This is a genomic window from uncultured Campylobacter sp. (genome assembly GCF_937981295.1).
GTDB lineage: Bacteria > Campylobacterota > Campylobacteria > Campylobacterales > Campylobacteraceae > Campylobacter_B.
The window spans coordinates 1-21,757 of the sequence record NZ_CALJPC010000080.1 but is presented as its reverse complement, the minus strand read 5'-3'; the positions used below and the strand labels follow the sequence as shown (position 1 = coordinate 21,757).

Here is a 21,757-nt window from a genome sequence, read left to right as displayed (position 1 = left end):
TTACTCGCGGCTAAATTTTATGAAATTTTAAAATTTAGCCGTCTATTTTATATCAAAATTTCATTCAAAATTTTACGCGCGGTTTTAAATTTAAAGCGCAATGCCTTCTCGTCGTCAAGGCTAAATTTAAATTTTAGCTTTATTGCGGCGTACGGGCTAAATTTTCGCTGCGCGGAATTTTAAAATTTATTCGGGCGCGGATAAGCTAGCGAGCCGAGCTTGCGGTTTTAGATAAAATTTCGACCTTGTACGGGCTCTTGTGAGATACGAAAGTGCGGTGAAAATTTCAAATAGCGGTGTAAGAGTAGGCTTTAGCCGCGCAGGGCGGGAGGTGCGGTTAAAATTCTGACGAGCTAGCCAAAAAGCGGATTCCGCCCGCCGAAACTAGCGACTCGCCGTATTAACCAAAATTGGAAGTTTGTGCCTTCGAGTATGAGTTTCGGCGCCGTTTTCCGACGGAGTATTAGTCGAAATCAGCGCACTTCGTCTTTGGATATTAGTTTTGTACCGTCCAAAATATCAACCGAAATCGGCGGTTTTCCCTCGCTGATCAAACAAGCTTGCTGCTGCGTTAATCAAACAGCGAGGGTTGCAGCGATTTGATCTTGTAGCTTGCGCGGTGAAAAGGCGTGAGCCCGTAGCGTTCGATCGCCGCGATGTGCGTGCGCGAGCCGTAACCTTTGTTTTGCGCGAAGCCGTATTGCGGGTAGCGCTGCGCGAGCTCATACATCGTGCGGTCGCGCGTGACCTTGGCGAGGATGCTCGCTGCGCTTACTTCGGCGATTTGCGCGTCGGCCTTTACGAGCGTCTGAAGCCCGCGTACGCCGAAGGTTGCGTTGCCATCGTAGATGATCTGCCCGCTAAAACCCATAAAATACGCGAGAATCTGCTCAAGCGCCAATCTTAGACATGCGCTGAGTCCGATCTCATCGACCTGTGCGCTTGAAATTTCGACGATTTTGTAGCGCGAGTTTTCGATGATCTGAGTGTAGAGTTCCTCGCGGCGCTTTTCGCTTAGCTTTTTGCTATCGGCAAGTCCTGCGATTTCGCGCTGCAGCACGCAGCCCGCGACGCAAAGCGGCCCCGCAAGGCAGCCGCGCCCCGCCTCGTCAATGCCGCAAATTTGCCCGCTCACTGCGCGTCCTTTCGCACGACTGGCGCAGCCCCGCTTAGCAGGTCGTGTAAATTTAATCTATCTTTACGAAAGAAGCAGATCAAAAGCCCGATGACGCTAAAGCCTGCAAATACGAAGCACGCAAAGCGAGCTAGCGCCTTAAAAAAGCTTACTTTGCGCCCACTGCGAACATCGATGAGATAAAGCCCCGCGAGCTTATAGCCCGGCGTCTGAGCGCTGCGGGCGTAAAATACCGCACAAATAGCGCCGTACGCGAGCCAGATAAGCGCGATCGCGGCTTGGTTACGCCACAGAGCTTCCTTTGAGCCCAAGATGAGATAGGTAACGCCGTAGAATAGGGGCATCGCGATGATGAAAAGATCAACGATGAAGGCCTTTACGCGCAGAAAAATCGGTGAAATTTTAGCTTTTTGCTTTGCCATTTTGATCCGTTTTGGATTAAATTTTAAAATTCCGTCGCGCTAAAGCCGAAGGATAAAATTTAATCTCGTTGCAGTTTGCTAGCGGCAATCGGCGCCTAGTTTCCGCGACTGCCCGGCTTGATCGCCTTGCTTCCAGTAGCACAAAGCGGGCAGGTATCGGGCTCGTAAATTTCAAACTCGAAATTGCCTAGCGCAAAAAACGGCTTATCTGCGGGCAGCTTGGCGCCAGCCTTTGCACTGCTGCCCGCTAAATTTGCGACCTTGCAAAATCCGCGATTGGCAAGCGCGGCAAAGCCCACGACCTCGCCGCCTAGGTTTTCGATGAGCCTAGCGCTCTCAAGAGCCGAGCCACCCGTCGTGACGATGTCTTCGCAGACGATAAATCTTTCGCCCTTGCGCACTTCAAAGCCGCGGCGCAGGCTCATTACGCGATCTACGCGCTCGGTAAAGATGAAACGCTTTTTCGCCGCGCGAGCTAGCTCGTAGCCAGCTAAAATTCCACCCAGCGCGGGCGAGCAGACGCTGTCAAACTCCACGCCCGCTTTTTCGATGATAGCGGCGAGTTCGTCTGCGAGCTGTCCCGCGAGCCGCGGATCCTCAAGTACTTTGGCGCTTTGCAGATAAAATTCCGAGTGGTTGCCGCTTGAAAGCAGAAAATGCCCTCGCAGATATGCGCCGCAGTCGCGATAGATTTTTTCTATATTCACAGCTCAGACCTTCAAAAGCTCGGCTTCTTTGGCCTTAACTGCGTCGTCGATTTTACTTGAGTAAGAGTCGGTGATCTTTTGTACCTCGTCGTAGCCTTTTTTGGCGTCGTCTTCGGAGATCGCTTTGTCTTTTTCAAGCTTTTTGATCTCGTCGTTGGCGTCTTTGCGGACGTTGCGAATGCCGATTTTTGCTTTTTCGCCCATCGCTTTGGCCTTTTTTGCGTTTTCTTGGCGTTGCTCGATCGTCATCGGCGGGAAAAATAGCTTTACGCTCTCGCCGTCGTTAGTCGGATTGACGCCGATATTCGCCGCTGCGATCGCGCTTTCGATCGCCTTTAGCATCGGCTTTTCCCACGGCGTGATCGAAATCGTTACCGCATCGGTCGAAAGGACGGTCGCGACCTGATTTAGCGGAGTCTGCGAGCCGTAATAATCCACGAAAATATGATCCAGGATCGCCACGCCTACCTTGCCGGTGCGTAGCGTCGTAAAGTCCTTTTTCAAAGCCTCGATAGCTCGATCGCCGTTTGCTCTTTGCTCTTTGTAGATAGCTTCTAGCATTCAAATCCTTTAAATAAAATTTGCGAAATTATAGCGTTAAAAAAATAAGAATAGCATTTAAAAGCGCGGGTTTTGCGCTTTTAAATTTTAAAATTTAGAGTTTATTTGGTTGTATTTTGATCTGCGGAAGCAGCGCTGGCATTGGTATCACTTGATGCTTGCGACCGAGCAGGTGCGCTAGCTGCGGCAGTATCGGTCGTAGGAGCTGCGGGCGCTTCGATCTTCGGAGCTGTTGAATTTGCCTCGCTGCTATTTACGGGATTTGCCTCGATGCTTGCCGGGGCGAAATTAGGCTTTGCGCCTGAAGCTGGGATGGATGGCACGCCAGGGACAGCGTTTGGCACGGATTTAGTAGCATTCGCTTTGATCTTGACGCGATCGACTACGGAAGATTTAGCATCTTGCTGATAGAAATACGCAAGCACGAGTGTATTTATCACAAATAAAATTCCCATCGCGGCGGTAAATTTAGCTAAAAATCCCGCCGGACCCTTCGCTCCGAACAAGCTTTCGTTGCTTCCGCTGTATGCGCCAAGCCCAATAGAAGAGCTCTTTTGCAGCAGAACGGAGATCGTAATTATCACGGCGAAGACGACTTGTAAAACCAAAAATAACGTAGTCACTATAAAAACCTTTTGAAAAAATTGAATTTGCGATTATAATAAAAGATTTATAAATTTTAAGTTAAGAGTGCACCGCACGAAGCGGTGCGTAAAATTTAGTCTCTGCTTGCGCCGAAAATTCTTAGCAGCGAAAGGAAGAGGTTGTAGATGTTTAGATACATATCTACGGCAGCCATTATCGGTGAAGTGTAGGTGCCGTTTATAATATTTTTAGTATCGTAGATGATATACATCGAAAAGATTAAAGCCGAAAAAGCTGAAATCGCTATATCAAGCATGGTACTTTTGAAAAAGAAGTAGTTCAAAAGGCTTAACACGATAATAGCCACAAGCGATACCAATAGCGGCTTGCCCCAAGAGTCGAAATTTGTCTTTGTATTCATCGCATAAACGGTAAGAGCACCGAAAGTAATCGCTGTAGCCACAAACGCATGCGTTACTACGTCTCCAGCGCCTGCTGCGATATAAATAGCGATCAATTTACCTAGAGTAAGACCGGTAATAAAGGTAAATGCAAAAAGCAAAACTAGCGCAATCGTATTAGCGCCGCGATTTACAGCTGCTTGCATACCAAAAATTAGCCCCATTAAAAGCACTAGATATAAAAATGGATGAATAGCCAAGCTCACACCAAAGCTCATCGCCACAAAAGCCCCTGCTGCCGCAGCTATCATCGAAGCGGTTAGAAGCGCGTAGGTTTGTTTGATAGTCTGAGAGATTCGTCCTTGTTCCAGTGACGCGTCCGATAGCTCATAGCCGTCCGCGTAATTTCGTCTGTCGTATAGACTCATATTTTCTCCTTCTTTTGATTTATGAGGGGGGAGTTTAGCGAAAATTTGGTAAATATATAATTAAAAATTCCCAGAATTCTATCTATTTATGAAAGTAATATATAATTCCCGACTTTTTTAAGGAGAAAGTATGCCCAGCCAGTTAATAAATGGAGCTATTAAATTTATGGAAGAAAATTTTGCCGAGCATGCCGAGCTTTTCGGGAGTCTGGCAAATCATCAAAAGCCCCACACGCTTTTTATCGGCTGCTCTGACTCGCGCGTGGTGCCAAGCTTAATTACCTCGACGCTTCCAGGAGAGCTTTTCGTCGTGCGAAATATTGCAAACGTCGTTCCTCCATACCGCATTAGCGAGGAATTTTTAGCGACTACCTCAGCGATTGAATACGCGCTATATTCGCTAAATATCAAAAATATCATCGTTTGCGGACACAGCAACTGCGGCGGCTGCGCGGCGCTGTTTTATGACGCAAAAAAGCTTGAAAAAATTCCAAACGTAAGGCGCTGGCTAAATTTAATGCAGCCTGTAAAAGACGAGGTCGAAAAGCTCAAAGATCTCGGCGCCGACAAGCGCGAGTGGATCACCGAGCGGCTAAATATTATAAATTCCATGCAAAATTTACTTAGCTTTCCTGGCATCAAAGACGCCTACAAAAACGGCGAGATTAAAATTTACGGCTGGCACTACGTCATCGAAACGGGCGAGCTATTCAACTACGACGACGAAGGCGCGCATTTTACGCTATTAAATAAGGGAATGGATTATGAAAAAATCTATAATCAGCTTTTTAACGATTAGTCTTTTTAGCACCGCTTTAGCGTTTGCAGACCTCAACACGACCGGTGAGGGAAGCTTTGTAGAGACAAATTCTTCCGCGCCCGAGGCAAATCTTACTTTAGAAAACAACAAAACCGAGATCAAAAAAGAAGTCGCTAAAATTCTATCCAAATCCCTCGGTGCGGAGGATGGAAATAAAACTGAAGTAATAAATATGATCGCAGAAAAGGTCGCCAAAACGGAGACTTCACAGAAAAAAGCTCCTAACGGCGAGACGCTTATCTCTGTAATCAAAGAGATTAAAAAGCTAAATTTGCAGCGCGCCTCCCTGCTTAACGGCGGCGATGCCAACGCGAGCAAAAACGAATTGGACGCCATCGATCGCAATAAAGCTAAGCTCTTTGATCGCTTACCTTTCGCGATTACGCAGCAGGATATGGATATCGAAAGCATAATGTCGTATGCGCAAAATAAAAAGAACATCCAAACTACGCTAAAAAAATACGCCAAAAAGCAGAGCTCTCCCGAATACGTAAATGCAAGCGCGGATTTAGAAAAGATGGAAATGGCAGAGATCTTTTATACCTCGCTTATGAAAATTGAGGATATGTTTGTAAACGGCGCAAGCAGAAGCGCGCTTGAAAGCGAGCTGAGTAGTACGCTACTAAATATCCAAACTAGGGATTTTAGCAAACTTAATGATTTGAAAAATAATCTAAGCAGTCAAGAGCAGATAGACGCCTTAGAGTCTAAAATCAACGATTTGAAAAACGACAAGCAGACCTACGACGAGGTGCTTACGTATCTATCGCGAAATAGCGATCTACTCGCAAGCAGCGTGGTTTTTACGAGCTTAAATTTTAAGTCGGTGATCGATTATATCAACGATAAAATTCCGTTTCAGCTCAGCCACGTAAATTTCGGCAAGCTCATTCTAATCACGCTGATTACGCTATTTTTCTACTCGCTTCGCAGGCTACTTGCCAACATCATCTATTTCGTGTTTAAATTCTTCAATAAAAGCTTTTCACTAGATAGCGAAACTCTAAAAACGCAAGTAGTGGGCATTATCAAGCGTCCGATGGGTATTTTGCTGATTGCTTATTCGGTTGATATCTGTCTTAGTATCTTTTATTATCCGGCGCCCGTACCGATAAAATTTGCAAATTTATTCTCGATCGTTTACGTGGTACTTTGGGCATGGCTCATCATCGAAATCATCGACGGTTACGGCATTGTCGTGCTTGGAAACATCACGAAAAAAGGCGTCAGAAAAGATATCATAAATCTAGTCGTTAAAATTCTATACGTCATCGTAATCATCATTGCCGCACTTTTGGTGCTAAAGCGTCTAGGCTTTGACATCTCGGCGCTTATGGCATCGCTTGGAATCGGCGGACTTGCGATCGCGTTTGCGACCAAGGACATCATCGCAAATTTCTTCTCATCCGTGATGCTATTATTTGATAATTCATTCTCGCAAGGAGACTGGGTCGTATTAGGCGACATAGAAGGAAACGTCGTAGAAACGGGCTTTAGAAAGACGACGATCAGGACCTTTGATAACGCTCTTGTTTTTGTGCCGAATTCCAACATAATGGCGCAAAATATCAAAAACTGGAGCCGCAGGAAGGTAGGACGGAATTTAAAGCTTACCGTAGGCGTCGAATACGGCGCGAGCACGGCTCAACTGCGAAAGTGCGTAAACGACATCAAAGAGATGCTAAAATCTCACCCGGGCATCGCTCAATCTGCCGATACAGCGCTAAATTCTAAAGATTTTCGTATGCGCTATAGACAAAATATGGTCTCTATCGACGATTTAGCGGGCTATAAAAGCACTATGTTCGTGGCGTTAGATAGCTTTGGCGATTCGTCTATTAATATTTTAGTTTACTGCTTCACAAAAACCGTAATATGGGCAAATTTCATCCAAACCAAAGAGGATGTTTTATTTAAAATAATGGAGATCGTAGAGCAAAACGGACTATCGTTTGCCTTCCCATCGCAGAGCGTTTATATCGAAAATATCCCGGAAATAGCAAGCGAATGCGTAAAATCAAAAGTAAATTCCAACGACAAAGGAGAGCAAAATGGCTGATTTCGATGACTTCGAAGACGAAGAGTTCGATGAGGACGAATATGAGGACGATGATTTAATCGGAGGCGACGAGAGTTACAACTACAACTACGACGAGGATGATTACAGCTACGAAGACGACGACGGTTTCAACGATTATAGCGATTTGGACAGCGAGGATTATTAGTGTTTAGATCCAGAACGCTGCCTTTTGATCCGAGAGCGAATAAAATCGCGAGCTTGCAAAGCTTAAAATTCCATCACGGCGAGCTTTGCGAGGACTACGTCTCCACCCTAAATCGAGACATTGCGGATACGCCGATACAAAACGCGGATCTTTTTACGATCATCACGCAGTCGTTCAAAGAGGCGCGCGACGAGGAGTGCGATTTTTCGCAAATTTCAAAGCTTTATAAAATTTGCCTAGGTTTTAGCCGTATTTTTAACAACGCCTCTGAAATTTACAACCACGATTTTTACTTCGACTGTATCGCGCAGCCAAGCGAGCCTAGCGGCGAGCTCGCGAACGCTTTGGCGCAGGCTTTCGGTGGGATGGAAAATTTTAAAAACGAGTTTTTAAAGCACGCACTGGGGCTTTTCGGTAGCGGCTGGTGCTGGCTCGCGTGCGACGAGCGCGCGGCGAATTTAGAAATCATCACGACGCAAAATGCGGACACACTGATCGCACGCGGCAAAATTCCACTGCTTGCCTGCGATCTTTGGGAGCACGCCTATTATGTCGATCATCAAAATGCTCGCAAATTCTACGTGGAGAGCTTCTTGCGTTTTGCGGACTTCGGCTTTGCAAGCGACGCATACTTCCAGGCGAAAAAGCAAGGGCTTGACTCCGTGAAGCTCTACATCGGCGAGCTTCACCCCGCCGCATCTTCGCGCTGCGATTGTGGCTGCTGCGGGTAGATTTGAGCTTTCGTTACACAGCTTCGAGCGCTGCGGATTCTCGGCTCCCTATGACCGCCGCGCGCTAAATTTCAAATGGCTACGTCTTTCAATGCCCGTATTTTGCCGCACGAATACTGCGCTATATAGCCTGTAGTGCTCTGAGAGCGTCCCGGCTTGCCGCGCTCTAAATTTACGTAAATTTGATTTTGAACCCATTTGGCGTCCGCGGATTAAAATTTAAGATTTTTAATTTGAAGTTTGTTTGACCATAGCTCACCACTCGTTACGTGCCAAATTCCGAGTGCTTCTCCTTTTCAGCGCTTATATCTTGTGCGCAAATACCGCGTTGCACAGACCTTATGTGAAATTTCGCTTTATCTAGCTCTGCTTTCTTAAAATTTCCACCGCCCGCGTATGGAAATTTAACGCTACGAGCGAGCATCTTGCAAAATTTTAAAGTTGCAAATAAGCCCACGAAATTTTCATACCAAAATAAGCAGCGCATTCTTTGCTTCCGTAATTATATAGAGAGGCACTCTCTACCTCCCTGCCTTGTTCACCCATGCCCTATTCGTAAAATTTTGTTTAATAAAGCGGTTGGTAAATTTTAAAATATCAGCCAGCTAAAATTTGCTGCGTCAAAGGCGGGGTGCGGCGGGTTTGAAATTTACACCCGAATAGCACGGCTTACGAACCGCGGGCCAAATTTAACAAAATTTGATCGTCAAATTTTACTTTTTGGCAGTTGAAATTTTTAGCGTCGTTTCGGCTTGAAATTTCGCTTTAAATTTTAAAAATTTGCACCGCGCCAAAGCTGCTCGTTACGCAAAAAAGACAAGCCGCATCGAAATCAAGCTATGTCGCGTTGGGCGATACCTGCGCGCTATGTGTGCCAAAATACAGCGTGAAATTTTAACCGCATCAGCTCAAATCACGCGACGAGCTACGCTGCACGAGACCTAGTTAATTAAAGCGCCGAGCCGTATTCGCGCGCTGTGTAAAGCCGCTCGGCGTAGAATTTTACTCGTTTAAATGCGACACGCCGCTCTACAAATACAAAGCCGCATCATTTAATGCGCCACTTGACGGTGCGGTATATGTAGTCGAAAACCGAAAACGCAAGGCTCGCTCGCTTAAAATTCAAAGACATACTCAATAAAATTCAAAGCCGCACCCCAAAAATATAAAAACCGCACTCGCTCGAAACGTAAAGTCGTGTCTATTTAAAGTATAGAGCTACACCTAATAAAATTAAAAACCGCGCTCGCTCGAAAGGTAAAGCTAAATTTATTTAAGACGTGAAGCCTACGCTTCAAAACGCAAAATCTCGCTCGCTTAAAACACAAAGCCGTGAGCGCTGAAAATGCAAACCCGCGTCGTTAAAACGTAAAGCTGCGCCTACTCAAAATTTTTAAGCTTTTTCAAAATTCCAAACCCGCTTAAAATTTTAAAATTTAGTCCGCTTTACTCTCTTGCGAGCCCGTTTTTATCGGATTTATCGCTGATTAGTTTGCCGCTTTCGTCGTATTTTTTGGCGCGCACGAGCCTGCCACGCTTAAACTCGCCCTCGGCTTCGAGCTTGCCGTCTGCGTAGTAGTGCTTCACCGTGCCCATCTCCAGACCATCCTTGAACGTCACTCTAGCCTTGAGTGCGCCGTTTTCGTGGTATGTTTCGTATAGCCCGTGTTTGCGCCCGTCTCTGAACATTACCTTCGCCGCAAGCGCGCCGCTTGCGTAGTATTGCTTACTCGTGCCCGTTTGTTTGCCGCGCTCAAACTCGTATTCGCCCTGCAACGCGCCGCCCCTGTAGTATTCGCGTACGGCGCCGTCGCGCTCGCCGTCTTTGAAATTTTCGACTACGCGCGTCTTGCCGTCCTCATAAAATAACTTCCAAACGCCCTGTTTGCGGTCATCCTTGTATGCGCCCGTCTGCTTTAGCGCGCCGCTTTCGTAGTAGCATTTTTCCACGCCTTGCCGCTTGCCCCCTTTGTATGTTCGCACGCCGCGCACTTTGCCGCTTTTGTAATAATTCACGTCCTTGCCGTTTCGCAGCCCGCCCTTATACGGATGGCGCGCGCTTACTTCGCCGCTTTTGTAGTAATCGGTGAAAACACCCTCGCGCCTATCCGCTTTATACGCGCCCTGCTGCTTTAGTTTGCCGCTTCCCTGATAATACAGCTTGTAAAAACCCTCGCGCTTGCCGGCTTTGTATTCGCTCTGCGATCTCAGCTCGCCGCCGTCCGCGTAGTAGCTCTTCGCGACGCCGTCGTACAGGCCGCCCTTTAGCGGATATTCGTTTGAGGGCTTATCTCTGCCGTCAAAGTAATCGCGCTCGCGCACTGCAGTGCCGTCCTTTACGTCAATCTCTCTGATAAGCGTCGGCGGCAGCGGCTTTGCTCTGGGGTAGACGACGCCCATAAAGTTTACGTCGTAGAGATCCTCGGCGCTGTAGTGCAGCACCTTGAGCGTCCCGCTGTAGGGCTTATCCGCTACGAAATACAGGCCGTTTTTTAGGACCGGCTCGGGCTGCATTACGATTTTTGGCTCCAGAGCTTGCGCGCCCAGCGCCAAAAACGGAAGCAGGAGTTTTAATGCGCTTGAAAAGCTAAAATTTCGTATTAAATTTAAACCCGAATTGAGCGAATTTTGCGCGGCTTTGCGGGTTTTCATATTTTGCTTCCTTTGGCTCGCTTAAATTTGAAGAATTTTAAAATTTGAAGCTAAATTTTAGATAAATCCTCGCGGAGTTTGGGCTACGGATTTGGTTTATGGCGCCGGACGCGTGCCGCGCCCGTAAGCCTATTGCGCGCTGTTTAACGGAGCTGAGCGCTAAATTTCGGCGTACTTCAACACATCCGCGACGATCGTCCACTCGCGCACGAGCCTCTCAAAGCTAAAATTTGCATTCGCAGGGCTCGTGGACGGTAGCTTAACAGGCTCTTTGCCCGTTGCGTTTAAAATTTGAGTTTTTAGGTATTTTTCGCATATTTCATGCGCCTTGCCGCCATTTGCGAATACCTGCGCGATGTGCGCGCCGCTAAAGATCGGTTCTAAATTTGCTGGCACGACGGCGGTCATTTTGGCGTCGCTCGAGCCCTTTATCTCGCAGCAGATCGCCGTGTCGTAGACGGCGATGCCGCGGGCGAACAGGAATTTTATCTTTTCGTCCGTGCTTGCAGGCGGCGGCGCGTTTAAAATTCGCGCCAGCACCCGCCAGAAGCGATTTTGCGGATTTGCGTAGTAAAAGCCAAATTTACGAGAAACGACGGAGGGAAAGGAGCCGAGGATTAAAATTTTAGAATTTTGATCGAAAATCGGCTTAAAAGGGTGGGTCTGGCTCATTTTGCGCCTACTCTGTATTTGCCGAAAACGCCCGCCGGAGCGCTATAAAATTTATCTTTCATTTTTACTTTATCTCCCCCAAATACCCGAATTTCACCCGCAAAGCAGCTTGGAGCTGAAGTTGCGCGGCGGCAAAAATTTTACCGCACTCGCTGTATAGCGGCGTGCGGTAAAATTTTGATCAGCCTGCTACGGCGCGCGATTTGGGTCAAAATTTAAACTTTTCAAAACCACAAAGTAGAGCTTTCGCAGCCAAATTTACGCCTCGCGACGGCAAAATTTTAACCCTCGCGGCAGTTAAAATTTGGTCCGCCGCCGCAACCGCCTCTGAACTGCCGCGCGCTAAATTTTAGGTACCGAGATCACGCGTACGAGCTCGCCTTTTTTGAGCTCTTTGACCTCGAGCGGCGCGACGAGCAGGACGCTATCGTCGTCTAAATTGTTCAAAATCGCGCTGGAGCCTTGCTTTTTGCTTTGCAGGCTAACAAAAAGCCGCCCCTCTCTGTTTTGCAAGACGGCGGGCATAAACTCAAGCCACGGCGTCTTTTTTACGTAGTCATGATCCAAGATTGCGCTAAATTCGGTGTTTTCGTGCACGCCGAAGGATCTTTGCAAATATACGCGCAGAAACAAAATGCAAGTAATGAGCGCCGAGAGCGGGAAGCCTGGGAATGCGAAGATATATTTTTCGCCGGTTTTGGCTACGCGCACGTGGCGGCCCGGTTTGATCGCCGCACCCTTTACGATGAGCTCAAATTTTGATTGTAGCGTGCTTTGCACGAAGTCGTAGTCCCCGACGCTCACTCCGCCGCTGGTTAGAAGTATGTCGGCACTCTGTAAAGCCGATAGGATCGCGCCTTCTAGCTCTTTTTCGTCATCGCGTACTAGAGGCATTATCATCGCTTCGCAGCCTAGTTGCGTTACTAAATTTGCAAGCGCGATGTGGTTGGAGCTGTAAATTTGAGCGTCGTTTTCGAGCCTCTCGCCGAGGTCTTTTATCTCGCTACCGGTGGCTAGAATCGCTACTTTTGGGCGGACGAATACGCTTATGTGAAATAGCCCTAGCTCGGCTAGCAGCGCGATCTGCGAAAAGCCAAGCTTCGTGCCGCTACGAAGCAAAAGCTCGCCCTCGCGGTAGCTCTCGCCCGCTGCGCGCACGGCAAAGCCCGCTGAAACGGGCTTTGTGACGATAATTTCGCCGCCTTGCACCTGCACGTTTTCGATCGGCAGAAGCGTGTCGCTGCCCTCGCACATGAGCCCGCCGGTGAAGGTTTTGACGCACTCGCCCGCCTTTGCCGCGGCGCCAGGCATTTTGCCTGCAGGCGTCGTGCCGACGATCTTAAATTTAGCTCCCTCGCTCAGATCCGCGCCCTTTAGCGCGTAGCCGTCCATCGCGGCGGTCGGGCGGCGCGGAGTGCTAAAAGGCGCCGCGACGTCGCTTGCTAAAATACGCCCTAGCGCCTGAGTGATCGCGACCCTCTCGATGCGCGATGACTTTTGCACCGTATTTGCGAAGCGCTCCATCGCGCTTTCAAATTTTTCGAATTCCATCATTTGCCTCCTACGATTTTATAAATTTGATCTTCATTTATCAGTTTCGAGTTAAATTTCACAACGAGTTCGCTATCGGTCTCGTAAATTTCAATAATGCCCTTTACGCCCTGTAGTGTGGAAAAATCGCCGCCTTTAGGAAAGTATAAATTCTTAAAAAGTTTCGGATCGCTCAGCCTAGAAAGTAGCACAAGCCAGATCACACCCAAAACCGCGACGCCAATGCCTAGCGCTTCGATGCCGATTTTGCTAAAAAGTGCGCCACCGCATAGTCCACCCAAAAAACTGCCAAAAAATCCAAAGGAATTAAAAATTCCAAGTGCGGCGCCTTTTTGAGCGACTTTGGCAAATTTGGACGCAAGGCTTTGCATAATGGGCTCATGCGCGTTAAATCCCACGAAAAAGAGCATCACACCCACCACGAAAGCGCTCGCCCCGCTAGCAAACGCAAAAATCAAATACGAAGCGATGAAAAAGCAAATGCCGATAAGTAGAATTTGCTTAGCTAGCGCGCGCTTTTCGCCTAAAGCACCGCTCGCGCCCATCGCGGTAAAGCCGAAAATGGCGCCTAGAGCATAAATTTTGGTCAAATCACTTTTGGAAAGTCCGAATTTTTGCACGAGCAAAATTGGAATTAGAAAAAACGCTGCCGTCATGAAAGCTTTTTGAAAAAAATTCGTTAAATTCATAAGCATTAAATTTTTGTCACTCAAAAGTGAGCCGAGCGGGACCTTTTGGCGCAGGGAGCGGATATGCGGTTCGGTAGGTACTACGAAAAAAAGCAGTACCAAACATAAAAGCGTAAGCGCCGAACTTAGATGAAATAGGCTGGCAAGCCCAAATTTAGCGCTTAAAAGCGGGCTTAAAATCATTGCGACACCAAAGCTCACGCTTATCATCGCGCCCATTACCGCCATCGCCTTACCGCGCTCTTCCTCTCGCGTAAAATCGCTAATTAGTGCGGTAGCTACGGCTCCTACAGCACCGCAGCCTTGCAAAAAACGCCCAAAAATCATCGTATAAATGCTCTCGCTAGCCGCGCAAACGCAAGCGCCCAGGATAAAAAGCGCCAGTCCTATCGCAAGGGTTTTTTTACGTCCGATCTTATCGCTTAGCACTCCAAATGGCGTTTGCAAAATCACTTGCATAATCGCATAAATTCCAAAAAGTAGCCCCACTAGGCTTTCGTTTGCGCCGTGTAAGCTCAATGCATACAGGCTAAGCACGGGCAGCAAAATAAATAATCCAAAAAACCTCGTAGCGATGATAAAACTAAGCGGAAGGACGCTTTTTAGCATAATCTTAGACCTCAAATAATATGAAATTTGTGCCGATTATAGCCAAAAATCGTAATGAATTCTTTGATTTTGGGTAAAATGGCGCATTAAATTTAAGGAGAGCGGATGAAAATTTTACTTGCGACGAGCAACGCGGATAAAGTAAAAGAGATAAAAGAATTCTTCGCAGAATATGAAATTTACGCGCTTGGCGAGGTGCTGGATCCTTTTGAGATCGACGAGTGCGGCGCAAGCTTCAAACAAAACGCGCTTATCAAAGTTCGCGCAGTGCATGAGGCGCTAAAAAGTAAAAATTTACAGAGCGAATTTTTTGTGTTAAGCGACGATAGCGGCATCTGCGTGGACGCGCTAGGTGGGGCTCCGGGGATATTTTCGGCACGCTTTAGTGGAGAGGGTGCAACGGATGCGAGCAATCGCGAGAAATTAGCCGCTAGCCTACGCGCGCTGAGGCTAGAGGAGAGCCCTGCGCATTACACCGCGGCGATCGCGCTAAAATGCGCTCTGGGCGAGTTTTGCACGCACGGCTTCATGCACGGCACGGCGATAACGCAGCAGCGGGGGCAAAACGGCTTCGGATACGATTTTATGTTTATTCCGCGCGGATTTGACCGCACGATCGGGGAGCTACCCGCTGCGGTGAAATTTGAAATTTCGCACCGCACGAAGGGACTGGCGCTGATGCGAATTTTATTGAAAAATTTAGAAAAACAGATGAGACTTGCTAAATTTTATTAAATTTAGAGCCGTAAAAAGCGGAATTTAAGAAAAAATATATATAATACGCTTTTCATTCAATCCACGAAAATCTACGGAGCGTAGCGCAGGCTGGTAGCGCATCTGGTTTGGGACCAGAGGGTCGAAGGTTCGAATCCTTTCGCTCCGACCATTGTGGTGAGTTTAGCTCAGTAGGTTAGAGCATCAGATTGTGGTCCTGAGGGTCGTGGGTTCGATTCCCACAACTCACCCCACTTTATGCGCTCGTAGCTCAATTGGATAGAGCAACAGACTTCGGATCTGTAGGTTGAAGGTTCGACTCCTTTCGAGCGTACCACTGATTTGATATTTTGCGCTCATAGCTCAGTTGGATAGAGCAACGGCCTTCTAAGCCGTAGGCCAGAGGTTCGAATCCTCTTGGGCGTACCATATTAAGCTCATATTAAGAGCTTTTTGGCTAATATGCGCTTTCTTTTTTGCGGATGTGGTGAAATTGGCAGACACACCAGACTTAGGATCTGGCGCCTCACGGCATGAAGGTTCAAGTCCTTTCATCCGCACCATCCATTCTACGCGTTCCGGATTAGCTCAGCGGTAGAGTAGGCGGCTGTTAACCGCTTGGTCGCTGGTTCGAATCCAGCATCCGGAGCCACTTGTATTCAAAATCCCTTTAGATTCAACGATGTTTGAAAGCATCTGTTAAATTGCTTTCCTAGCCTAAATTTTAATACGAATAAAATTAAAAATTTTCCTCTACAAAAGCCTAGATTTAGAATTTTATTGTTGCAAAAAGTGTCGTTATTTGCGTCGGTCGTGCATGTGCTCGCAAAGAATAAAATTTAGTTTTACGGGACCTGCTTTTAAGGTTTCGGCGGGCGCCTTATCTTTGCGATTTTTGCCGCTTTGGCTCACATTGCCATTTTAAAAGTGAAATTCGCCCCCGTGAAATTTCAAAACTCATTGTGCGATAGGATATGCGGCTAAATTTATCTTGTCTATGTTTTTGATCACTCCGTCCGCAAAAGCGCTTGACGGGCTCGGCGCTTCGTCTTGCAGAAATAATTTATGTCGAGATTGCATTAAAATAGGCTCTTCGCCTTTCTCTAGCTACGCAAATATCGCAGTTTAGCGATTTTATGTGTATTTTGCTGCGGTTAAATTTTAAAATTTCAAGCGCCGCGGGCTAAAGTAAATTTTACTCTAGCCCGCCGCTTTGCTTTTGAAGGCTTTAAAATTTGCCGCCGCTTTGCAGTAGGGTGAAGCGGGTTAAAACGAAACCTCGATCTTGGCGTTTAGGCTATTTGATTTCACGTCGTTTCCGAACGCGCCGGTGTAAGATAGCCTAAGGCTCGTATTTTTAAATATCGCGGTCTCCACGCCCACGCCCGCGGTGGCGAAGTCTCTAAGCTCTTTGCCCTCTAGATCCACGTATCCTGCGTTTGCGACGTTTACTCCCGCGCCAGGTCTCGTGTCGCCGAAAAATCTATTGTAGGCTAGATCGAGCTGTGCGGACGAGCTCATGCCGCCTATTTTAAACGGTACGCTCGGACTGATACCCGCCGTTAGGATATTCATGTTTCTAGATTTTTTATCCGTACTCATCACGAACGGACCCACATTTTCGCTCATGCCGCCCGTTCTAGCATAGATGCGAGAGACGCCCAAATACGGATTTATCTCGAAATTTTCGCCGTTAAAGCCGCCGTATGTCGCGCTAGCAAACATATTTATAAGCTTTCCGTCGCTCTTGACGCCATTGTTGGCGGTGTATTGCACTATCGTGGAGCTGCCGGTTTTTTTGCGTTTTATGTCCGTATATACGGTGCCTAGATCAAATTTAACGGTCTCTAAACCCACCTGTGCGTAAAGTCCCGCGTGTCTGTTCGTGTGATCAAACTCTTTGCTGCCATCTTCTTTGGTTTTAGTTTTTCCTGTGCCCAGCACGACCCCCAGTCTTAAACTCTCGCTCAGCGCGCCGTCTAAGCCGACAAGCTGCGTCACGGACGTGGATTTGAAATCCCCGCTTCCCTCATCCGAGTTAAATTTCATGACGTTTCCCGCAGTGTTCGCCCAGAAGTTGATCCCCATTTCCTCATCTATGCTTAACGCATTAAAATTTCTTTTGCGGTTTAAGACGGCGTTTCGGATCAGTACGTTATCGATCACAGCTGCATTTTGTGCGGCGAAATTTGCCTCGTTCGCGAACGTTTTTAGCGTGTCGGAGGCCTGCTGCGGCGTAGCAAAGATGAAATTTCTATATAGATCGCTCGTTCGCACCGCAGGTCTGCTTCTAAAAACGCTCATTAGGGCGGGTTGATTGCTCGAGCCCTCTATTGCGGCGGCGATCAGTTTTTGATTTTTACCCTTTGCGAAATCCACCATACCCTCGCTGCCCTTTTTGAAGGTGAACTCTAGCTTGGAGTCGTTAAAATTTTTAACTAAATCAAAAAACGCGTATTCTCTTAAAATTGTCTGATCGTAGCCTCTGAAGCTACCTTCTACCCAGTATCTCTTTGATTTTGCAGGATCTTTATATATCTTTTGCGCATCTTCGAAAAGAGGATTTTCTAGATCTACGATGGAATTTTTTTCAAACGTGAGGTTCAAATTCGTAGCTCCTGCCGAAGACATGCCGACTATACCCGCGTGCGATACGACGTATCTGCCGCCTTGCTTTATCGTCGCCGTGACGGTATCTGAGGTAGCGGTTCTGGTTTTATTTACGAATTCTTTCGGCTTATTGAATACGTCGGTTTTGACCTCTTGGACGGTTAGGCTCTTTTTGATCTTCAAGGCGCCGCCGTTTTCTACGGTCACCTTGCTGTTTTTTAAAGACTGATTTAGCGCCGTGATCTGCCCGCCTTTTATGATCGTATCGCCGCTGTAGGTGTTATCGCCCGCAAGCGTTAGCGTGCCGCCGCCTCTTTTTATCAGCGTTCCTTTATAGCCTTCCGCCGCTCTATGCGCTCGCGCTTGCTCTCTGGCTAGCTCTACATTGTATTCGGCTCTTTCTTCTGCGGTCAAATTTCCGCCCTTAGCATCGAGCTGTGCTTTGCGCACCGCCCAAGCCGCCGCATCCGCATCGTCCTCGGTCTTTCTAAATTTTATCGCCTTGTCCGAGATGTCGTTGGACCAGACGTCATCTACGTCCATATTTACGTCGAATTTCCCTAGAAACTGACCTGGTCCGAACATTGCCTTGCCGAGATCTACTATGCCCCAGCCCCATCTTTTATCGGGCACACCAAGCTCGCTCGTTCAGCCCGAAAGCTTGCTAGTATCATTCTTTTTGAACGAATACTTCGTCTGTCTCGCCGTTGTTAGTAAGACATCTCGTGCCTGCTCGTTCGTCATATAGTTATATCTGGACATTATGACGCCCAAGGCTCCCGTTACGTGAGGTGCCGCCATAGACGTGCCGCCCCAAGAAGCGTATCCCGCCTTGCCTGTTTTGACATCTACGATAGAGGATTTTATCTTTACTCCAGGCGCTGCTATGGTCCACCATTTAGAATCTCCCGCGGTATTAAATCTTTGGGCATTGCCGTCAGTTTGTCCCGTTACGTTTAGCCATAGCTTTTCCACGTCGGGGCGAAAATACGGCAGCATCGCCCTTGTGTAGGATTCTTCCATGCCGTCTCTATGCCAGCGGTAAAGACTTGGATTATTCTGTATTTTTTAGCGACTTCGTATGCGGCATCTATGAAGCTTTTCCGGCCGTCCACTACGAATTGATAATAAGCTTTTTTAGCGGTATCTATATCTTTGAGGTATAGATGATGATTAGGCTTAGTAGGATTAGCCGCCGTACCGGGAATCCCGCTGTAACCTTCCGCGCCCGGATAGGAGGAATTTACTCTTCTATTTGATCCCCAGCTATTATTTATCGCTCTTACGCCCGATTTAGCAAGCTCGTTATATACGGCGTAGAAGTATCCGTAGTCTTGATTTGGGCCGTAGGTCATGCCGTCGTTTCCGCCTGTATTTCCCGAGTATAATCTCGACTCCCATGCCACGCCGTGCGTGCCGCGTCCGTCGCGGTTGGCCCCTATCGTGCCTCCTACGTGCGTGCCGTGCGAGTCGTTCGTCCCGGCTATCCAATCGCCGTTAGTTTCAAATTTTTGACCTTTTTTAAATTTGCCTTTATTTGTTTTATCATATTCGTCACTGCCTTTTTGTTTAAAGGGCGCGTTGCCGAATTCTGCATCTGGGTAACGCATGCCGTCTTTGGAGTACTCGCCCTTCGCGGTCGCTCCCGTAACCCTGCCTCCTGCGAATTCTTGATGACTTAAAAGCATGCCCGAATCAACTACACCCAGTTTTACATCTCTACCAGTGGCACCTTTGGCGTAGGCTACCGATGCGTTCATGCTACTTAGACCCCAGTATGCTTTATACTCGTCCGTCTCCCAGCTTTTTATATCGCCTACTTTGCCGGGTTCTATATACTGTGCTTCACAGACATTTGTAAATAGCACGGCGCAAACTGCTGCAGACAGCACATGGGCTCCTTTGAAATTTAGCTTTCTCATACGATCCCTTTCTTTATGGTTTGGTTTTTATAAAAAAATTATTTAATTATAATAACCTTTAAATGAAAATTTAATTAAATATTTTAAAGATTTTATAATAATTTACTTATATTTAAACCCATATCGCAGGTTCCGATTAAGTGCTAGGATATAATGCGGAGCCGCGTTTAGGTTGGCTTAGATACGATTTAACTCAAGACACTTGACTAGAGGAGAACGTCTCGTCGCGAAATCGCGTGCTCGACAGCGGTTTGGTCTTAAGCGCTTATTTCGTGATAGTGCCCAGCCGCAGGCGTTTGCTTCACAGCAGCACGCTCGTTGCGCTATTCGCACCGCACGCCGCATAGGTTTAAATTTCAAATCGTTCTCATTTTAGAAGCAACTTTGATAAAATTTAGCCATTTATTGATTATAATCAATTTTTTTGCCTAAATAAAATCTTAAAATTACCAACTAAATTTTTTATAAAGGATTTCTATGAGCGACAATCTAGAGATGTTCTGTCATCAGTGCCAAATGAGCGCGCCCGAGGGCTGCGGCGCCAAGGGCCAAGACCGCGGTACCTGTGGCAAAAATTCCACATTAAGCCTGCTTCAAGACACTATGGTTTTCGGGCTTAAGGGCCTTAGCGCCTACCGCCACCACGCCCGTGAGCTCGGCGCCGATACTAGCGCAGTCGATACCGTTATGGCGGATACGCTATATTTCACGCTGACGAACTCAAATTTTAACTTTGACGAGCATATCGCGCAGCTAATGGCCGTCGGAAGCGCGGGCGTGCAGATGATGGATATTTTAAGCGAGGCACATACCGCAAAATTCGGCGTACCAACCCCGGTTAAAGTTAGCCAAAACAAGGTCGAGGGCAAGGCGATTTTGGTTAGCGGCCACAACCTGCACGCTCTTGAGGCGCTACTAAAAGCGACCGAGGGCAAGGGCATCAACATCTACACCCACTCCGAGATGCTTCCTGCGCACGGCTATCCGCAGCTTCGAAAGTATTCGCATCTAAAGGGCAACGTCGGCAAGGCGTGGTTCGATCAGACCAAGCTTTTCAACGAATTTAAGGGCGCGATTTTGATGACTACCAACTGCATCGTGCCGCTTCGCTCATCCTGTAGTTACGCAGACAGGCTGTTTGGCTACTCTATCGCGGGCACCGACGGCATCAAACATATCCAAAACGACGATTTTACGCCGCTCATCGAGTGCGCGCTTGCGTGCGGCGACGTGAGCATGGATAGCGACGAGAGCTTGGTGACGGGCGGACACTACAAGACAATTTTGAGCCTTGCGCCGCAAATTTTAGAGGCAATCAAATCTGGCAAAATCCGCCGCTTTTTCGTCATCGCGGGCTGCGACGCGCCGGGCAAAGGACGCGAGTATTACCGCGAGCTAGCGCTCAGCCTGCCGAAGGACTGCGTGATTTTGACCTCGAGCTGCGGTAAATTCCGTTTCAACGACGTGGATTTCGGAAACGTGCCCGGCACCGAGCTTCCGCGCTATATCGATCTAGGCCAGTGCAACGACAGCAACGGCGCGGTCAAGATCGCCCTTGCGCTTAGCGAGGCTACGGGCATCGCGGTAAACGATCTGCCGGTCTCGATCGTGCTGATGTGGATGGAGCAAAAGGCGGTCATCATCCTGCTTGCGCTGCTTAGCCTGGGCGTTAAGAATATCAACGTGGGACCTACGGTGCCTGAGTTTTTCAACGACGAAATTTTGGGCTTTTTGGTGCAAAATTTCGGCCTTCGCCTAATCAGCGGCGACGCGCAGGCGGATTTGAAATATTTCCTGGGCGAATAAATTTCATAGATAGGCAAATCGGGTAAATTTAAAATTCGGCAAAGCTCTGTTTTAAATTTACCCTTTATATGGCGCTTTTAGCGGAGCTAGCCGATCCACTCCGCGGCTATTTTGCGCCCGACGCTCATATTTAAATTTCACGACTATGCCGTCCTTCTTAATTTAAATTTTAAAATCATATAATCTCGCCAAATGATTAGAAAAATTTAATTAAGTGCTTTTTTACACATTCAAATTCCAATCGTCTTTGCTATTACAATCCTTCTTTTTCTGTGCAAGTATTTATCTTATCCGCATCGCTTCCGCTTATAGTAATCCTATGGTGTGCCTCATTGATGCTTGATATTGCATAAAATTTTCCGTATTATCTCATTTTTCGCTATCAGATATTGCAATTTAGTGCCGTTAAAATTTTAAATAAATATAGTATTTTCGCAGGATTTTTAATCGGAATTTAAATACGGATTTTAATCTAAATTTTACTCATAAATTTTGAGATTATTTTATAAGTGCATGG

21 protein-coding genes and 6 tRNA genes are annotated in these 21,757 nt (G+C 47.3%); 12 read left to right on the top strand and 15 right to left on the bottom strand.

What is annotated here, in order from left to right:
- Positions 1–571: 571 nt before the first annotated feature.
- The 6 genes from Q0135_RS07755 to Q0135_RS07730 all read right to left on the bottom strand — a co-directional run bounded on the left by Q0135_RS07755 (position 572) and on the right by Q0135_RS07730 (position 4,239).
- On the bottom strand, positions 572–1,135 hold the full coding sequence (locus tag Q0135_RS07755) for a ribonuclease HII (RefSeq protein ID WP_297989608.1): 564 nt from the start codon (positions 1,133–1,135) through the stop codon (positions 572–574).
- Positions 1,132–1,557, bottom strand: coding sequence for an RDD family protein (locus Q0135_RS07750; RefSeq protein WP_297989606.1), 426 nt, complete (start codon positions 1,555–1,557; stop codon positions 1,132–1,134). Before Q0135_RS07750 ends, Q0135_RS07755 begins: the two co-directional genes overlap by 4 nt.
- 95 nt (positions 1,558–1,652) lie before the next feature.
- Positions 1,653–2,264 carry an orotate phosphoribosyltransferase gene (gene pyrE, locus Q0135_RS07745; protein WP_297989604.1) on the bottom strand — a complete coding sequence of 204 codons (612 nt, stop codon included), beginning with the start codon at positions 2,262–2,264 and terminating at the stop codon, positions 1,653–1,655.
- A 3-nt stretch (positions 2,265–2,267) separates the two neighbouring features.
- Positions 2,268–2,825, bottom strand: coding sequence for a ribosome recycling factor (gene frr, locus Q0135_RS07740; protein WP_297989603.1), 558 nt, complete (start codon positions 2,823–2,825; stop codon positions 2,268–2,270).
- 101 nt (positions 2,826–2,926) lie between these two features.
- The gene (secG, locus tag Q0135_RS07735) at positions 2,927–3,448 is read right to left on the bottom strand and encodes a preprotein translocase subunit SecG (RefSeq protein ID WP_297989601.1); all 522 of its coding nucleotides are present in this window, start codon (positions 3,446–3,448) and stop codon (positions 2,927–2,929) included.
- A gap of 95 nt (positions 3,449–3,543) precedes the next feature.
- Entirely contained in the window at positions 3,544–4,239 is a 696-nt protein-coding gene (locus Q0135_RS07730) for a Bax inhibitor-1/YccA family protein (protein WP_297989599.1), read from the bottom strand.
- A gap of 130 nt (positions 4,240–4,369) precedes the next feature.
- On the opposite strand from Q0135_RS07730, the gene Q0135_RS07725 reads away from it, so the two are divergent.
- From Q0135_RS07725 to Q0135_RS07710, 4 genes are read left to right on the top strand one after another with little or no spacing between them, the layout of a single operon-like run.
- The gene (locus Q0135_RS07725) at positions 4,370–5,038 is read left to right on the top strand and encodes a carbonic anhydrase (RefSeq protein WP_297943776.1); all 669 of its coding nucleotides are present in this window, start codon (positions 4,370–4,372) and stop codon (positions 5,036–5,038) included.
- Complete coding sequence (locus Q0135_RS07720; protein WP_297989598.1) at positions 5,004–7,118, top strand: mechanosensitive ion channel family protein; 2,115 nt, start codon at positions 5,004–5,006, stop codon at positions 7,116–7,118. The genes Q0135_RS07725 and Q0135_RS07720 overlap by 35 nt, the downstream gene beginning before the upstream one ends.
- A complete protein-coding gene (locus tag Q0135_RS07715; protein ID WP_005870938.1) occupies positions 7,111–7,284 on the top strand; it encodes a hypothetical protein in 174 nt (57 codons plus the stop codon). The genes Q0135_RS07720 and Q0135_RS07715 overlap by 8 nt, the downstream gene beginning before the upstream one ends.
- Positions 7,284–8,015, top strand: coding sequence for a superoxide dismutase (locus tag Q0135_RS07710; protein ID WP_297989597.1), 732 nt, complete (start codon positions 7,284–7,286; stop codon positions 8,013–8,015). Before Q0135_RS07715 ends, Q0135_RS07710 begins: the two co-directional genes overlap by 1 nt.
- Positions 8,016–8,280: 265 nt before the next feature.
- On the opposite strand, the gene Q0135_RS07705 is transcribed toward Q0135_RS07710, so the two are convergent.
- The 5 genes from Q0135_RS07705 to Q0135_RS07685 all read right to left on the bottom strand — a co-directional run bounded on the left by Q0135_RS07705 (position 8,281) and on the right by Q0135_RS07685 (position 14,188).
- On the bottom strand, positions 8,281–8,502 hold the full coding sequence (locus Q0135_RS07705; RefSeq protein ID WP_297989596.1) for a hypothetical protein: 222 nt from the start codon (positions 8,500–8,502) through the stop codon (positions 8,281–8,283).
- 959 nt (positions 8,503–9,461) lie between these two features.
- A complete protein-coding gene (locus Q0135_RS07700) occupies positions 9,462–10,667 on the bottom strand; it encodes a toxin-antitoxin system YwqK family antitoxin (protein ID WP_297989594.1) in 1,206 nt (401 codons plus the stop codon).
- Positions 10,668–10,826: 159 nt separating this feature from the next.
- On the bottom strand, positions 10,827–11,339 hold the full coding sequence (locus Q0135_RS07695; RefSeq protein ID WP_297989592.1) for a DNA-deoxyinosine glycosylase: 513 nt from the start codon (positions 11,337–11,339) through the stop codon (positions 10,827–10,829).
- 342 nt (positions 11,340–11,681) lie between these two features.
- The gene (locus Q0135_RS07690; protein WP_297989591.1) at positions 11,682–12,893 is read right to left on the bottom strand and encodes a molybdopterin molybdotransferase MoeA; all 1,212 of its coding nucleotides are present in this window, start codon (positions 12,891–12,893) and stop codon (positions 11,682–11,684) included.
- On the bottom strand, positions 12,890–14,188 hold the full coding sequence (locus Q0135_RS07685; protein ID WP_297989589.1) for an MFS transporter: 1,299 nt from the start codon (positions 14,186–14,188) through the stop codon (positions 12,890–12,892). The genes Q0135_RS07690 and Q0135_RS07685 overlap by 4 nt, the downstream gene beginning before the upstream one ends.
- 105 nt (positions 14,189–14,293) lie before the next feature.
- On the opposite strand from Q0135_RS07685, the gene Q0135_RS07680 reads away from it, so the two are divergent.
- The 7 genes from Q0135_RS07680 (at position 14,294) to Q0135_RS07650 (ending at position 15,554) form a co-directional block, all read left to right on the top strand.
- Positions 14,294–14,923, top strand: a complete 630-nt coding sequence (locus Q0135_RS07680) for a non-canonical purine NTP pyrophosphatase (protein ID WP_297989588.1) — start codon at positions 14,294–14,296, stop codon at positions 14,921–14,923.
- Between the two features lie 74 nt (positions 14,924–14,997).
- Positions 14,998–15,074: transfer RNA gene (locus Q0135_RS07675), tRNA-Pro, on the top strand.
- 5 nt (positions 15,075–15,079) lie between these two features.
- A tRNA-His gene (locus Q0135_RS07670) sits at positions 15,080–15,156 on the top strand.
- Positions 15,157–15,162: 6 nt separating this feature from the next.
- A tRNA-Arg gene (locus Q0135_RS07665) sits at positions 15,163–15,239 on the top strand.
- 15 nt (positions 15,240–15,254) lie between these two features.
- A tRNA-Arg gene (locus Q0135_RS07660) sits at positions 15,255–15,331 on the top strand.
- Between the two features lie 49 nt (positions 15,332–15,380).
- Positions 15,381–15,465: transfer RNA gene (locus Q0135_RS07655), tRNA-Leu, on the top strand.
- 14 nt (positions 15,466–15,479) lie between these two features.
- Positions 15,480–15,554, top strand: a tRNA-Asn gene (locus Q0135_RS07650).
- A gap of 305 nt (positions 15,555–15,859) precedes the next feature.
- On the opposite strand, the gene Q0135_RS07645 is transcribed toward Q0135_RS07650, so the two are convergent.
- The 4 genes from Q0135_RS07645 to Q0135_RS07630 all read right to left on the bottom strand — a co-directional run bounded on the left by Q0135_RS07645 (position 15,860) and on the right by Q0135_RS07630 (position 19,434).
- Entirely contained in the window at positions 15,860–15,982 is a 123-nt protein-coding gene (locus Q0135_RS07645; protein ID WP_291939188.1) for a hypothetical protein, read from the bottom strand.
- A gap of 186 nt (positions 15,983–16,168) precedes the next feature.
- Complete coding sequence (locus Q0135_RS07640) at positions 16,169–18,145, bottom strand: autotransporter outer membrane beta-barrel domain-containing protein (protein ID WP_297989586.1); 1,977 nt, start codon at positions 18,143–18,145, stop codon at positions 16,169–16,171.
- Positions 18,146–18,160: 15 nt separating this feature from the next.
- Entirely contained in the window at positions 18,161–18,535 is a 375-nt protein-coding gene (locus Q0135_RS07635) for a S8 family serine peptidase (RefSeq protein WP_297962011.1), read from the bottom strand.
- The gene (locus Q0135_RS07630; RefSeq protein ID WP_297962013.1) at positions 18,469–19,434 is read right to left on the bottom strand and encodes a S8 family serine peptidase; all 966 of its coding nucleotides are present in this window, start codon (positions 19,432–19,434) and stop codon (positions 18,469–18,471) included. Before Q0135_RS07630 ends, Q0135_RS07635 begins: the two co-directional genes overlap by 67 nt.
- Positions 19,435–19,911: 477 nt before the next feature.
- On the opposite strand from Q0135_RS07630, the gene hcp reads away from it, so the two are divergent.
- Positions 19,912–21,240 (top strand): hydroxylamine reductase, encoded by a 1,329-nt coding sequence (hcp, locus tag Q0135_RS07625; RefSeq protein ID WP_297989584.1) that lies wholly within the window; start codon positions 19,912–19,914, stop codon positions 21,238–21,240.
- Positions 21,241–21,757 lie beyond the last annotated feature (517 nt).

Coding starts and splice junctions, on each gene's coding strand:
- Q0135_RS07705 (WP_297989596.1), bottom strand. CDS start 8,502: ATGCGCTGCTTATTTTGGTATGAAAATTTCGTGGGCTTATTTGCAACT.
- Q0135_RS07720 (WP_297989598.1), top strand. CDS start 5,004: ATGAAAAAATCTATAATCAGCTTTTTAACGATTAGTCTTTTTAGCACC.
- Q0135_RS07725 (WP_297943776.1), top strand. CDS start 4,370: ATGCCCAGCCAGTTAATAAATGGAGCTATTAAATTTATGGAAGAAAAT.
- Q0135_RS07685 (WP_297989589.1), bottom strand. CDS start 14,188: ATGCTAAAAAGCGTCCTTCCGCTTAGTTTTATCATCGCTACGAGGTTT.
- Q0135_RS07690 (WP_297989591.1), bottom strand. CDS start 12,893: ATGATGGAATTCGAAAAATTTGAAAGCGCGATGGAGCGCTTCGCAAAT.
- hcp (WP_297989584.1), top strand. CDS start 19,912: ATGAGCGACAATCTAGAGATGTTCTGTCATCAGTGCCAAATGAGCGCG.
- frr (WP_297989603.1), bottom strand. CDS start 2,825: ATGCTAGAAGCTATCTACAAAGAGCAAAGAGCAAACGGCGATCGAGCT.
- Q0135_RS07630 (WP_297962013.1), bottom strand. CDS start 19,434: ATGAGAAAGCTAAATTTCAAAGGAGCCCATGTGCTGTCTGCAGCAGTT.
- Q0135_RS07750 (WP_297989606.1), bottom strand. CDS start 1,557: ATGGCAAAGCAAAAAGCTAAAATTTCACCGATTTTTCTGCGCGTAAAG.
- Q0135_RS07715 (WP_005870938.1), top strand. CDS start 7,111: ATGGCTGATTTCGATGACTTCGAAGACGAAGAGTTCGATGAGGACGAA.
- Q0135_RS07635 (WP_297962011.1), bottom strand. CDS start 18,535: ATGGAAGAATCCTACACAAGGGCGATGCTGCCGTATTTTCGCCCCGAC.
- Q0135_RS07645 (WP_291939188.1), bottom strand. CDS start 15,982: ATGCAATCTCGACATAAATTATTTCTGCAAGACGAAGCGCCGAGCCCG.
- Q0135_RS07700 (WP_297989594.1), bottom strand. CDS start 10,667: ATGAAAACCCGCAAAGCCGCGCAAAATTCGCTCAATTCGGGTTTAAAT.
- Q0135_RS07695 (WP_297989592.1), bottom strand. CDS start 11,339: ATGAGCCAGACCCACCCTTTTAAGCCGATTTTCGATCAAAATTCTAAA.
- Q0135_RS07730 (WP_297989599.1), bottom strand. CDS start 4,239: ATGAGTCTATACGACAGACGAAATTACGCGGACGGCTATGAGCTATCG.
- Q0135_RS07680 (WP_297989588.1), top strand. CDS start 14,294: ATGAAAATTTTACTTGCGACGAGCAACGCGGATAAAGTAAAAGAGATA.